This window comes from Streptomyces sp. JB150 (assembly GCF_011193355.1).
Lineage (GTDB): Bacteria > Actinomycetota > Actinomycetes > Streptomycetales > Streptomycetaceae > Streptomyces.
The window spans coordinates 4,711,177-4,723,511 of sequence record NZ_CP049780.1; the positions used below are offsets into that span (position 1 = coordinate 4,711,177).

Here is a 12,335-nt window from a genome sequence, read left to right on the forward strand (position 1 = left end):
GTCAGAAGACGCCGGGTACGCCATCCGTCCGTGCGGTCACCTTTGCGTATCGACGCGGAGGTGCGGAACGCGCTCTACGCGCGTAGGCGTTATGGTGCGCGAATGACGAGCCAGACCGAACGGACGGGGACCACCCCGAGCTCGGACCAGATCCGCCGGGCACCCAAAGTTCTGCTCCACGACCACCTCGACGGCGGCCTGCGCCCCTCCACGGTCGTCGACCTGGCCCTCGAGGCCGGATACGCCCACCTCCCGGAGACCGACCCCGGCAAACTCGGCCTCTGGTTCCGCGAGGCCGCCGACTCCGGCTCCCTGGAGCGGTACCTGGAGACCTTCTCGCACACCGTCGGCGTCATGCAGAGCCGCGACGCGCTGTTCCGGGTCGCCGCCGAGTGCGTCGAGGACCTCGCCGCGGACGGCGTCGTCTACGCCGAGGTCCGCTACGCCCCCGAACAGCACCTCGACGGCGGGCTCGGCCTCGAAGAGGTCGTCGAGGCCGTGAACGAGGGCTTCCGCGAGGGCGAGCGGCGGGCCGGCAAGGCCGGCCGGCGCATCCGCGTGGGCGCGCTGCTCACCGCCATGCGGCACGCAGCCCGTTCCCTGGAGATCGCCGAGCTCGCCAACCGCTACCGCGACGAGGGCGTCGTCGGCTTCGACATCGCGGGCGCCGAGGCCGGCCACCCGCCCACCCGCCACCTCGACGCCTTCGAGTACCTGAAGCGGGAGAACAACCACTTCACCATCCACGCCGGCGAGGCCTTCGGGCTGCCGTCCATCTGGCAGGCGCTCCAGTGGTGCGGCGCCGACCGGCTCGGCCACGGGGTGCGCATCGTCGACGACATCGAGGTCGCCGAGGACGGCACCGTCCGCCTCGGCCGGCTCGCCTCCTACGTCCGCGACAAGCGGATCCCGCTGGAGCTGTGCCCCAGCTCCAACCTCCAGACCGGCGCCGCCCGCTCCTACGCCGAGCACCCCATCGGCCTGCTGCGCCGCCTGCACTTCCGGGTCACGGTCAACACCGACAACCGCCTGATGTCCGGCACGAGCATGAGCCGGGAATTCGAGCACCTTGTCGAGGTGTTCGGTTACACGCTCGACGACCTGCAGTGGTTCTCCGTCAATGCGATGAAATCAGCGTTCATTCCTTTCGATGAACGACTGGCCATGATCAATGACGTCATCAAACCCGGATATGCCGGTCTGAAATCCGAGTGGCTGTTTCAGCAGACGGCCTCCACCAGCGGTTTCACCCCTCCGCAGGTCTGATTCCGGGCGGTCGGGGGACCAGGGCGGTGAAGAGGCGTTCACCATCCGTCCGCATTTCGATGTTTGCGGTGGACGGGCCCGAGTGTTTACGTTTCTGGGCGCCTCTCGCAACCCACCGTCATCCCGATTTCTTTCGAGTCAGTCAAGGACGCAATTCACCATGAAGCAGTCTGCTGCCAAGACCCTCGGTGTCGCCGCCCTCGGCGTCGCCTTCGCCGCCGCCGGTGCGGGTGCCGCCAACGCCGCCCCGAGCCTCGCGGACACCACCGGCACGGTCCCGGACACCGTCAACCGCACCCTCCCGGCGGAGAACCTCGACCGGACCGTGCCGGGCGCGAGCGAGGCGCTGGCCCAGGGGCAGACCACACTGGAGGCGGGCCTGCGGGCCGCGCAGCCCGCCGCCGAGCAGGTGCTCGCCGAGGGCCCGACCGGTCCGTTCGCCCACCTGCTCGGCGGTCTGCCGGTGCAGGGGCTGCCCACGCCCGGCCTGTCGGTGAACGGCGTCCCGCTGGGCTGACCGCCCTCCGCACGCCCCGACGGGGCGCACCTCCGGCCGCCCCGGGGTGCGCCCCGCCGCTGTGTCCGCGACGGCCCGCTCACCAGGCCGTACGCGTGGCGCCGCCGGCCTTGCCCTCCGAGGGCAGCAGGATCCACAGCGCGAGATAGAGCAGGAACTGGGGTCCCGGCAGCAGGCAGGAGACCAGGAAGATCACCCGCATCGTCCTCGCGGAGGTGCCGAAGCGCCGTGCCAGCGCTGCGCACACTCCGCCGATCATCCGGCCGCTGGTGGGGCGGGCAAGGCGGGACATGGCGACTCCTTCGTGCTCGCGGGGAGCGTCGGGCGAGGCGGCCCGTCCGGCCCCCTCATCTGCCCTCCACGTTACGGAGCCGAAGGGGGCAAAGCATCACTCCACGGGGCGATCCCGACCCTGGGAATCGTCGGGGTCCGCCCCTGAGACGGCCCCTCCGGGGAGGCCTGCGGCCGGTGTTCCGCCCGGCGCCGCAGCCACGCCCGCCCGGCCGGAACCACCAGCAGATGCGCCAGCGCCACGCCCGTGGTGTTCAGCAGCAGCGAGTCCACGTCCACGACCCGCCCCGGCACCCCGCTCTGCGCCAGCTCGATGGCCAGCGAGATCAGCACTCCGGCGGCGGTGGTCCGGACGAAGGAGACCAGCGGGGAGACGGTCAGCCGCCCGCCCGCCATCGGCAGCAGCACCCCGAGCGGCGCCAGCAGCGCCAGCCCCTCCCCGATCCGCCGGGCCGCCTGCGGCCAGCCCAGCGCCAGATCGGCCCGGATGCCGTCCAGCGGACGCAGATTGCCGGGCATCACCCAGGGCAGGTCCAGCGGACGCAGCGTCAGCCAGGCGACGAGCGCGAGGTGCGCGACGAGGAGGACACCCCCTGTCACCCGGATGCGGATCGCGGCGCTGCCGCCCCTGGAGCCTTGACGCTGCACGCCCCCCTAGACGCGGCCCGCGCCGGGATCGGTTCCGTGTTCCCCCGCCCGGCCCCGATGAGGCGTCCACCACACCCGCGGACCGCGACGCACGCCCGCCCGGCGGGAGCGCGCGGGGCGCGAGGAGCGGGACGCGGGGCGCGGGCGCCCTCAGTCGTCCGACACGGCCGACGAGGGCGGCTCCGTCGCGCCGGGGTGGGCGCGCAGTTCGTCCGTGCACTCGTAGCGGCGCGGTGCGGTCTCGTCGGGGCCGCCCAGGATGACCGAGCCGTCGCCCTCGGCCGCCGCCGAGTCGGAGAACGTGCAGACGACCTGGGCCAGGGCGGCGCCGGGGAGCGCGGCCGGCGGGGTGCTCAGCCGCAGGGTGTCCTCGGGGTCACCGGCGCGCGGCCCGGTGACCGTCGTCCCGCCGCGCACGTCCGTCTGGTAGCCGGCCTCCGTCTCGGCCGGCGACGGCGCCTTCGCCAGCTCGTCCAGCAGCCCCTGGGCCACCAGCACCCGCCGCTCGGCGTCCGTCGCGCCCTCCGCGACCCGTACCGTCCGGTCGACGGTCACCAGCGACGACCCGCACAGCAGGAACACCTGCACCGGCATCCCGCGCGACGCCTGCGTCGTCACGTCCGGCGCGGTGAGCGAGCAGTGCGCGCGCGACGGCGCGGGCCCGAAGTCCGTCGGCACCTCGGTCGCCCGGATCCCGCACCCGGCGAGCAGCCCGGCGGCCACCCCGGCGAGCAGTACGGCCCTCAGCGGACGGCCTCCGTTCATCAGGCACCCTTCCCCTTCGCGCCGCCGTCGCCCGCGTTCCGCGCGGCCTTCTCGGAGTCCTGCCGCGCCAGTTCCGAGGCGTCCTTCGGCAGCCGCAGCGTGAACACCGCGCCCCCCTCGGGCGAGTTCTCGGCGGTGATCTCACCGCCGTGGATGTGCGCGTTCTCCAGCGCGATGGACAGACCGAGCCCGCTGCCCTCGGAACGCGGCCGCGAGGCGCTGGCCTTGTAGAACCGGTCGAAGACGTGCGGCAGCACGTCCTCGGGGATGCCCGGTCCGTGGTCGCGTACGGCGATCACCACCGCGTCGTCCGCCTCCCGCACCGACACCCGCACCGGCGACCCGCCGTGCTTGAGCGCGTTGCCGATCAGATTGGCGAGTATCACGTCCAGGCGGCGCGGATCCAGCCGGGCGTGGATGCCGCGCTCGGCGTCCAGCTCCACCGCGTCCAGCCAGGCCCGCGCGTCGATGCACGCGGTGATCTGGTCGGCGATGTCGACGTCGTCGCAGACCAGCCGCGCGGTGCCCGCGTCGAACCGGGTGACCTCCATCAGGTTCTCGACCAGGTCGTTCAGCCGCCGCGTCTCGCTGACCACCAGCCGTACCGCCGGCTCGATCATCGGGTCGATGCCGCCGGCCTCGGAGTCCAGCTCCTCCTCCAGCACCTCCGTCACGGCCGTGATCGCCGTCAGCGGCGTCCGCAGCTCATGGCTCATGTCCGCGACGAACCGCCGCGACGCCTCGTCCCGCGCCGCCATGTCCGCGACCCGCTTCTCCAGCGCCTCGGCCGCCTTGTTGAACGTCCGCGACAGATCGGCCAGTTCGTCGGTGCCCGACACCCGCAGCCGGGTGTCCAGCTTGCCCTCCCCGAGCCGCCGCGCGGCGACTCCCAGCCGGTGCACCGGCTTCAGCACGGTCGTCGCGGCGGCCTGCGCGAGCAGCGCCGAGCCGATCAGCGCCAGCCCGGTGGCGATTCCCAGCGACCAGGCCAGCGAGTTGAGGTCCTTGGCCTCCGGCTCCAGCGACTTGAGCATGTACCCGGTCGGCCCGCCCCCGATCACCCGGGTGCCCGCCACCAGGTACGGCGTGCCGTCGTCCACGGTCCGCTGCCAGTACAGGTGGTACGGCGACTTGTTGCCGGCAGTGAGCGGCTGCTCCTTGTTCACCGCCTCGCGCAGCGACGCGGGCACGTCCGCGATCGAGAACCCGTTCAGACCGCCCGAACTGCCGTACACCGTGCGCCCGGCATGGTCCTCGGCGACCAGCAGCACCGCGAACTGCTGGCCCCCGGCGGCCATCTGACCCGCCGTGTGCTGCAGCTGGTCGCGACCCGGATGCTCCGGCAGCGCGCCCGCGCGGTTCTGCATCTCCTGCTCGAAGTCCCGCAGCACCGCGTCCTGGGTACGGCTGAGCACCGCCTCCCGGTTGAGCCAGTACGCGATCGCCGACGCCGACACCGCGGCCGTCAGCGCGACCAGCCCGAACACCACCACCAGCCGCAGCCGCAGACTGGTGAAGCGCAGCCCGGACAGAACTCCCTTGCGTGCCGCGGCCCAGCCGCGGAAACCCCCTCGCCGGTCCGTCACTGAGGCGGGTCCAGCCGGTAGCCGACACCACGGACGGTACGGATGAGCGTCGGCGACGACGGCACGTCCTCCACCTTCGCGCGCAGCCGCTGCACACACGCGTCCACCAGGCGCGAGTCGCCCAGGTAGTCGTGCTCCCACACCAGCCGCAGCAGCTGCTGCCGGGACAGCGCCTGGCCGGGCCGGCGGCTCAGCTCCAGGAGCAGCCGCAGCTCGGTCGGCGTGAGCTGCAGGTCCTCCCCGTTCTTCGTCACCGTCATCGCCGCGCGGTCGATCACCAGGCTGCCGAAGGTCGCCGAGTCGTTCGACTCCCGCTCCCCGCGCCGCAGCACCGCCCGGATCCGGGCGTCGAGGACCCGCCCCTGCACCGGTTTCACCACGTAGTCGTCGGCACCGGACTCCAGGCCCACCACCACGTCGATGTCATCGCTGCGCGCGGTCAGCAGAATGATCGGCAACTGGTCCGTGCGCCGGATGCGCCGGCACACCTCGAACCCGTCGATGCCGGGCAGCATCACATCCAGCACGATCAGATCCGGCCGCTGCTCACGCAGCAGCTTCAGACCGTCCTCACCACTGGCAGCGGTCGCCACCCGGTGTCCCTGGCGCGTCAGGGAGAGCTCCAGGGCCGTACGGATGGCGTCGTCGTCCTCGATCAGCAACAGGGAAGGCACGGGCCTCATTCTGGCCCATGGCGGTGCGGGATTCGACACTCGGGCAACCGCGTAGCCGTACCGCTCGTCTCTGTGACCGCGCCGTGTTCTCCCCGGTTCTTCCCGCGGGGCACCCCTGTGACAGGTCTGTGACAGTCGGCGGACACGGTGATGAAGTCCCCCTGGCAGAGTTGTGGACACCAGCACGGAAGCAGGACCGAACACCGGAAGTCCACGACGGGGGGCGCGAGATGAACACGCTGCACGGCACCAGCACCAGCGCAGTGATCACGCGTCTGCACGACGTGCACATGCACCGGGGTTCCGAGAAGTCCGGTGCCGTGAGCGGGCGGGGGTGCGCTCGCGGCACCGGGCGTCAGCACACCGCGATCATGACGGTGGTTGACGGTTTCACGGGGGGAACCAACGGGGGAACCGCGTACAGGGAGGAATCGGGGGAGCGCCGCCCGCCGTCGGAGGCCGAGTTCACGGCCTACGTCCAGGAGCGCCGCGCCTCCCTGTACGCCACCGCCTACCACCTCACCGGCGACCGCTTCGAGGCCGAGGACCTGCTGCAGAGCGCGCTGTTCTCGACCTACCGGGCGTGGGACCGGATCAGTGACAAGGCGGCGGTCGGCGGATACCTCCGCCGCACCATGACCAACCTGCACATCAGCGCCTGGCGGCGCCGCAAGCTCAACGAGTACCCGACCGAGGAACTGCCGGAGACGCCCGGCGACACGGACGCCATGCGCGGCACCGAGCTGCGCGCCGTCCTGTGGCAGGCGCTCGCCCGGCTGCCCGAACTCCAGCGCACCATGCTGGTCCTGCGCTACTACGAGGGCCGCACGGACCCGGAGATCGCGGACATCCTCGGCATCAGTGTCGGCACGGTGAAGTCCAGCATCTGGCGGTCGCTGCGCCGGCTGCGCGAGGACGAGGTCCTCAGCTTCGGCCGTGACGAGGAGGACGCCTTCGGGGAGCTCGTCGCCTGAAGGTCCGGGGGGGACCACGGGGGGAACACGGGGGATCCTGGGGGGGGGATCTCCACGGGGGGAGAAGGAGCGGGGCTGGAGGGCCGGGGGGTCCGTCCAGTCCCGTTCCGCTGTGCGCGCTCTCCGCGCCGGTGGGGCTACGCCGCCGTACGGGCCGTGACGCAGCGCCCGGCCGCCGCGGCGGCCAGCCGGCCCATCGCCTCGTCCCGGTCGCAGGCGTGCGCGCCCAGCGCGGTCTGGCGGGCCACGATGGACCGCTCGTCGCGCATCAGCCGCCAGCCGCGGCGCAGCAGGAACGGCACCGACTTGCGGCCCTCCCTCAGATCCCGCAGGAAGCGCCGGCGGAACGTCGTCACCGGGCCGCGGCTCAGGCACAGCGCGTCGGCCAGCACGCCCAGTTCCCGGCAGCGGGCGACGATCTCGGCGGCGAAGATGCCCTCCGCGATGAACAGCGGGGTCCGCCCGATGTCGATCGCGTCGGCGCCGGTGCGGGCGCTCAGCGAGATGTCGTAGACGGGAACGTTCGTACGGCCGGTGCGGCACAGTTCCTCGATCGCGGCGACCGCGGCGTCCGCGTCCCACGAGCCGGGGTGGTCCCAGTCGATGTCGGAACTCCCCGCCACCAGCGGCAGCGTCGGGTCGGTTCCCTCCTTGTAGAAGTCGTCGAGGCGCAGCACCGGAAGGCCGGAGCGGGCCGCGAGAAGGGACTTGCCGGAGCCGGACGGGCCGCAGAGCAGCACGACGCGCGTGGGTATGGGCGGATGGGAACTCACGGGTCACCAGTGTGCGGCATCGGGCGGCCCCCGAACGACCCCGCGGGTCGGCTTTGAAGCACGCGTCACACGTCAACTACCCTTTGTGGCCGATCGACTACCCTGAGCAGCAGAAGGTGGCAGCAGCGATGGCCCGACACGACATCTCACAGACTCCGACCGGTCGCCGCGCCCTGGTCGCCCTCGCGACCGCGGGGGTGGCGCTGGGAGCCGGCGCGGGCACGGCCGCCGCGGACACCGAGACGGTCGCCGGGGTGACGCACACCCGGCCCGCCTCCCTCGGCAAGACCGACGCGCAGGCCGGACTCCAGGCGCTGACCGGCACGGCCGGCTACGTCACCGGTCCGGTCGCCAGCCTGAAGCCCAACCCGCTGGCCGGCACCGGCGTCGACCCGCTCGACAACGGCGTCGGCACCCAGGTCGCCGACTTCCAGCCGGTGTCCTCCCGGATGCTGACCCGGCCGGTCGCCCAGGCGCCGTCCGTCGGCAGCCTGCCGGTGGTGGAGCAGGCGAGCGGGCTGCCGGGCGGCGTGCGGGGCTGATCCGCGCCGACGGACAGAGGGCCGCGGCTCCCCCGGACGGAGGGGAGACGCGGCCCTCTGGCTGTGGGCGGCTTCCGTCAGTACGACGAGCCGGACGCGCCGAGCGAACCCGTCGGGTGCCAGACCGTCTTGGTCTCCAGGAAGGCCGTCATGCGGTCGGTGCCCGGGGTGGCGAACCAGCCGGACTCGTCCACAGGCTGTGGACGCAGCACGCGCTTGAGGTTGTCCGCCGCGGCGATCTCCAGCTCCTTGGCCAGCGCCTCGTCGGCGCCCGCGAGGTCGATCGCGTTGACGTCCTGGTGCGCGGCCAGGGGCGCCGCCAGTTCCGCCGTACGGCCGGACAGGACGTTCACCACGCCGCCGGGGACGTCGGAGGTGGCCAGGACCTCGCCCAGGGACAGGGCGGGCAGCGGGGAGCGCTCCGAGGCGATCACGACCGCCGTGTTGCCCGTCGCGATCACCGGGGCGACCACGGAGACCAGGCCGAGGAACGACGACTCCTGCGGGGCGACGACCGCCACCACACCCGTCGGCTCCGGCGAGGACAGGTTGAAGAACGGGCCCGCGACCGGGTTGGCGCCGCCGATCACCTGGGCGATCTTGTCGGTCCAGCCCGCGTACCACACCCAGCGGTCGATCGTGGCGTCCACGACCGCCGCCGCCTTGGACTTCGACAGGCCCTCCGCGTCCGCGACCTCGCGCGTGAACTGCTCCCGGCGGCCCTCCAGCATCTCCGCGACGCGGTAGAGGACCTGGCCCCGGTTGTACGCCGTCGCGCCCGACCAGGCGCCGAACGCCTTGCGGGCCGCGACCACCGCGTCCCGGGCGTCCTTGCGGCTCGACTGCGGCGCGTTGGCCAGCCAGTTGCCCTTGGAGTCCGTCACCTCGTACACCCGGCCGCTCTCCGAACGCGGGAACTTCCCGCCCACGTACAGCTTGTAGGTCTTGAACACACTGAGACGGTCAGACATCGAGGTACGCCTCCAGGCCGTGGCGGCCGCCCTCGCGGCCGAAGCCCGACTCCTTGTAGCCGCCGAACGGCGAGGTCGGGTCGAACTTGTTGAACGTGTTGGACCAGACGACGCCCGCGCGGAGCTTGTTCGCCACGGCGAGGATCCGCGAGCCCTTCTCCGTCCAGATGCCCGCCGACAGGCCGTACTGCGTGTTGTTGGCCTTGGCGACGGCCTCGTCCGGGGTGCGGAACGTCAGCACCGACAGGACCGGGCCGAAGATCTCGTCGCGGGCGATGGTGTGCGCCTGGGTGACGCCCGTGAACAGCGTCGGGGCGAACCAGTAGCCGCTCTCCGGCAGCTCGCAGGCCGGCGACCAGCGCTCGGCGCCCTCCGCCTCGCCCCGCTCGGCGAGCGCGGTGATCCGGGCCAGCTGCTCGGCCGAGTTGATCGCGCCGATGTCGGTGTTCTTGTCCAGCGGGTCGCCGAGGCGCAGCGTGGACAGGCGGCGCTTGAGGGAGTCCAGCAGCTCGTCGTGGACCGACTCCTGCACCAGCAGGCGGCTGCCCGCGCAGCACACCTGGCCCTGGTTGAAGAAGATGCCGTTGACGATGCCCTCGACGGCCTGGTCGATGGGGGCGTCGTCGAAGACGATGTTGGCGCCCTTGCCGCCCAGCTCCAGCGTGAGCTTCTTGCGGGTGCCGGCGACCGTGCGGGCGATCTCCTTGCCGACGGCCGTGGAGCCGGTGAAGGCCACCTTGTTCACGTCCGGGTGGGCCACCAGCGCCGCGCCCGCGTCGCCGTAGCCGGGGAGGATGTTGACGACGCCCTTCGGCAGGCCCGCCTGTCGGCAGATGTCCGCGAAGAACAGGGCGGACAGCGGGGTCGTCTCGGCGGGCTTGAGCACGACCGTGTTGCCGGTCGCCAGCGCCGGGGCGATCTTCCACGCCAGCATCAGCAGCGGGAAGTTCCAGGGGATGACCTGGCCCGCCACGCCCAGCGGGCGGGGGTTCGCGCCGAAGCCCGCGTGGCCGAGCTTGTCGGCCCAGCCCGCGTAGTAGAAGAAGTGCGCGGCGACCAGGGGCAGGTCGGCGTCGCGGGTCTCCCTGATCGGCTTGCCGTTGTCCAGGGTCTCCAGGACCGCCAGCTCGCGGCTGCGCTCCTGGATGATCCGGGCGATGCGGAACAGGTACTTGGCGCGCTCGCTGCCGGGCAGCGCCGACCACTTCTCGAAGGCCTTGCGGGCGGCCCGCACCGCACGGTCCACGTCCGCCTCGCCGGCCTGCGCGACCTCGGAGAGCACCTCCTCGGTGGAGGGGCTGACCGTCTTGAAGACCTTGCCGTCGGCCGCCTCGGTGAACTCGCCGTCGATGAACAGGCCGTACGAGGGGGCGATGTCGACGACCGAGCGGGACTCGGGGGCCGGTGCGTAAGCGAATGCCGATGCCGGCTTTTCCTTGTTCATGGGGTCTCAGTCCACCGTCACGTAGTCGGGTCCGGAGTAGCGGCCGGTGGCCAGCCTCTGCCGCTGCATCAGCAGGTCGTTCAGGAGCGAGGACGCGCCGAAGCGGAACCAGTGGTTGTCCAGCCAGTCCTCGCCGACGGTCTCGTTGACCAGGACCAGGAACTTGATGGCGTCCTTCGAGGTGCGGATGCCGCCGGCGGGCTTCACGCCGACCTGGACGCCGGTCTGCGCGCGGAAGTCCCGCACGGCCTCCAGCATCAGCAGCGTGTTCGCGGGGGTCGCGTTGACGGCGACCTTGCCGGTCGAGGTCTTGATGAAGTCCGCCCCGGCCAGCATGCCGAGCCAGCTCGCGCGGCGGATGTTGTCGTACGTCGACAGCTCGCCGGTCTCGAAGATGACCTTCAGGCGGGCGTCCGCGCCGCAGGCCTCCTTCACGGCGACGATCTCGTCGTACACCTTCAGGTAGCGCCCCGCGAGGAACGCGCCGCGGTCGATGACCATGTCGATCTCGTCGGCACCCGCGGCGACCGCCTCACGGACGTCGGCCAGCTTCACCTCCAGCGGGGCGCGGCCCGCGGGGAAGGCGGTGGCGACCGAGGCGACCTTCACCGAGGAGCCGGCCACGGCCTCTTTCGCGGCGGCCACCATGTCGGGGTAGACGCAGACCGCGGCGGTGGCGGGCGTGGAGCGGTCGGTGGGGTCCGGGTGGACCGCCTTGGCGCCGAGCGCCCGGACCTTGCCCGGGGTGTCCGCGCCTTCCAGCGTCGTCAGGTCGACCATCGAGATGGCCAGGTCGATGGCGTACGCCTTGGCGGTCGTCTTGATGGAACGGGTGCCGAGAGAGGCGGCGCGCGCCTCCAGGCCGACCGCGTCGACGCCGGGCAGCCCGTGCAGGAAACGGCGCAGCGTGCTGTCGGACGCGGTGACGTCACTCAGTGCGTGTGCGGCGGGGGCAGTAGTGGGCATGGTCACCAGACGAGCATATCTACGCGCGTAGCTGCTGTACACCCCCCGGCGCTCATCCGTGCTCGATCGGGTGTGCAACCCCACGGATGAGCGTGGCCGCGGGCGTCGGGCAGAATCGGGCCATGACCTCCACCGAGTCCAAGGACCGGATCTACCGCTCGCCCGCGGGCATCGCCGGCGGTGTGCTGCTGCTCGGCCTCGCCGCGTGGCTCGGCATCGACGCGATCGTCGCCGGTGAGGGGCGCACGCCCTGGCTGGCGCTCGCGGCGCTGCTGCTGATCGTGCCGCTCGTGACCGCCTTCACGCTGCGGCCCGCCGTGTCCGCCGACGACGACCGGCTGCGCGTCCGCAACCCGTTCCGGGTCGTCGTGCTGCCCTGGGGCGAGGTCGCCTCGCTGCGGTCCGGGTACTCGAACGAGGTCGTCGCCAAGTCCGGGAAGAAGTACCAGCTGTGGGCCATCCCGGTGTCCCTGCGCGCGCGGAAGAAGGCGGCGCGGCGGGAGGCCCGGCGGGGCGTCGGGGCGCCCGGTGTCCTCGGGGGCCGGGATCGGGGGCTCGGAGGGCTCGCCGGGTTCGGCGGCGGGGCCGCCGTGCCGGAGGAGCCGGTGCGGGCCCAGTCCGACCAGATCATGGACGAGCTGCGGGAACTGCTGGAGGCGCGCGAGAAGGCCGAGAGCGCGCAGGGGCAGGTCACCGTGCGGTGGGCCTACGAGATCGCGGCACCCGCGGTGGCGGGGGCGGTGTTGCTGGCGGTGCTGATCGGGGTGGGCTGAGGGGCGTTTGTGGCGTCGGGGGCGCTGGTGGGTGCGCTGAGCGGGCCGGCGTTGGTGGGTGCGCTGAGCGGGCTGGGCTGGGCTGGGCGTACTGGGCTGAGCGGGGCGGGCTGGGTGGCCGGGCTGGGTGGGGGGGACTGAGCGG

14 protein-coding genes are annotated in these 12,335 nt (G+C 72.4%); 5 read left to right on the forward strand and 9 right to left on the reverse strand.

The genetic code is table 11. From position 1 onward, the window contains the following. The first annotated feature begins 102 nt into the window (after positions 1 to 102). Positions 103 to 1,266, forward strand: a complete 1,164-nt coding sequence (locus tag G7Z13_RS21980) for an adenosine deaminase (RefSeq protein ID WP_166001871.1) — start codon at positions 103 to 105, stop codon at positions 1,264 to 1,266. A 160-nt stretch (positions 1,267 to 1,426) separates the two neighbouring features. Continuing rightward, positions 1,427 to 1,783 carry an ATP-binding protein gene (locus tag G7Z13_RS21985; RefSeq protein WP_166001873.1) on the forward strand — a complete coding sequence of 119 codons (357 nt, stop codon included), beginning with the start codon at positions 1,427 to 1,429 and terminating at the stop codon, positions 1,781 to 1,783. A gap of 79 nt (positions 1,784 to 1,862) precedes the next feature. Here the strand turns inward: G7Z13_RS21985 and G7Z13_RS21990 are convergent, their stop codons facing one another. From G7Z13_RS21990 to afsQ1, 5 genes are all read right to left on the reverse strand, one after another. Further along, positions 1,863 to 2,075, reverse strand: a complete 213-nt coding sequence (locus G7Z13_RS21990; protein WP_166001875.1) for a PspC domain-containing protein — start codon at positions 2,073 to 2,075, stop codon at positions 1,863 to 1,865. Between the two features lie 71 nt (positions 2,076 to 2,146). Further along, the gene (locus tag G7Z13_RS21995; protein WP_166001877.1) at positions 2,147 to 2,722 is read right to left on the reverse strand and encodes a VanZ family protein; all 576 of its coding nucleotides are present in this window, start codon (positions 2,720 to 2,722) and stop codon (positions 2,147 to 2,149) included. A gap of 150 nt (positions 2,723 to 2,872) precedes the next feature. Further along, the gene (locus G7Z13_RS22000) at positions 2,873 to 3,487 is read right to left on the reverse strand and encodes a hypothetical protein (RefSeq protein ID WP_166001879.1); all 615 of its coding nucleotides are present in this window, start codon (positions 3,485 to 3,487) and stop codon (positions 2,873 to 2,875) included. Next, positions 3,487 to 5,073 carry a HAMP domain-containing sensor histidine kinase gene (locus tag G7Z13_RS22005; protein ID WP_166001881.1) on the reverse strand — a complete coding sequence of 529 codons (1,587 nt, stop codon included), beginning with the start codon at positions 5,071 to 5,073 and terminating at the stop codon, positions 3,487 to 3,489. Before G7Z13_RS22005 ends, G7Z13_RS22000 begins: the two co-directional genes overlap by 1 nt. Further along, positions 5,070 to 5,747 carry a two-component system response regulator AfsQ1 gene (gene afsQ1 / locus G7Z13_RS22010; protein WP_166001883.1) on the reverse strand — a complete coding sequence of 226 codons (678 nt, stop codon included), beginning with the start codon at positions 5,745 to 5,747 and terminating at the stop codon, positions 5,070 to 5,072. The genes G7Z13_RS22005 and afsQ1 overlap by 4 nt, the downstream gene beginning before the upstream one ends. 230 nt (positions 5,748 to 5,977) lie before the next feature. On the opposite strand from afsQ1, the gene G7Z13_RS22015 reads away from it, so the two are divergent. After that, positions 5,978 to 6,721: a SigE family RNA polymerase sigma factor gene (locus tag G7Z13_RS22015; RefSeq protein WP_166001885.1), complete on the forward strand. Its 744-nt coding sequence runs from the start codon at positions 5,978 to 5,980 to the stop codon at positions 6,719 to 6,721. Between the two features lie 137 nt (positions 6,722 to 6,858). Here G7Z13_RS22015 and G7Z13_RS22020 read toward each other — a convergent pair whose 3' ends face one another. After that, the gene (locus tag G7Z13_RS22020; protein WP_166005193.1) at positions 6,859 to 7,461 is read right to left on the reverse strand and encodes a uridine kinase; all 603 of its coding nucleotides are present in this window, start codon (positions 7,459 to 7,461) and stop codon (positions 6,859 to 6,861) included. 161 nt (positions 7,462 to 7,622) lie between these two features. On the opposite strand from G7Z13_RS22020, the gene G7Z13_RS22025 reads away from it, so the two are divergent. Next, on the forward strand, positions 7,623 to 8,036 hold the full coding sequence (locus G7Z13_RS22025; RefSeq protein WP_166001887.1) for a hypothetical protein: 414 nt from the start codon (positions 7,623 to 7,625) through the stop codon (positions 8,034 to 8,036). A gap of 77 nt (positions 8,037 to 8,113) precedes the next feature. Here G7Z13_RS22025 and G7Z13_RS22030 read toward each other — a convergent pair whose 3' ends face one another. The 3 genes from G7Z13_RS22030 to deoC are packed head-to-tail and all read right to left on the reverse strand — an operon-like array spanning position 8,114 to position 11,417. Next, positions 8,114 to 9,007, reverse strand: a complete 894-nt coding sequence (locus G7Z13_RS22030) for an aldehyde dehydrogenase family protein (RefSeq protein WP_166001889.1) — start codon at positions 9,005 to 9,007, stop codon at positions 8,114 to 8,116. Continuing rightward, on the reverse strand, positions 9,000 to 10,451 hold the full coding sequence (locus G7Z13_RS22035; RefSeq protein ID WP_166001891.1) for an aldehyde dehydrogenase family protein: 1,452 nt from the start codon (positions 10,449 to 10,451) through the stop codon (positions 9,000 to 9,002). Before G7Z13_RS22035 ends, G7Z13_RS22030 begins: the two co-directional genes overlap by 8 nt. 6 nt (positions 10,452 to 10,457) lie before the next feature. After that, on the reverse strand, positions 10,458 to 11,417 hold the full coding sequence (gene deoC, locus G7Z13_RS22040; protein ID WP_166005195.1) for a deoxyribose-phosphate aldolase: 960 nt from the start codon (positions 11,415 to 11,417) through the stop codon (positions 10,458 to 10,460). A 122-nt stretch (positions 11,418 to 11,539) separates the two neighbouring features. On the opposite strand from deoC, the gene G7Z13_RS22045 reads away from it, so the two are divergent. Beyond that, the gene (locus G7Z13_RS22045; RefSeq protein WP_240926311.1) at positions 11,540 to 12,190 is read left to right on the forward strand and encodes a PH domain-containing protein; all 651 of its coding nucleotides are present in this window, start codon (positions 11,540 to 11,542) and stop codon (positions 12,188 to 12,190) included. The last annotated feature ends 145 nt before the right edge of the window (positions 12,191 to 12,335 follow it).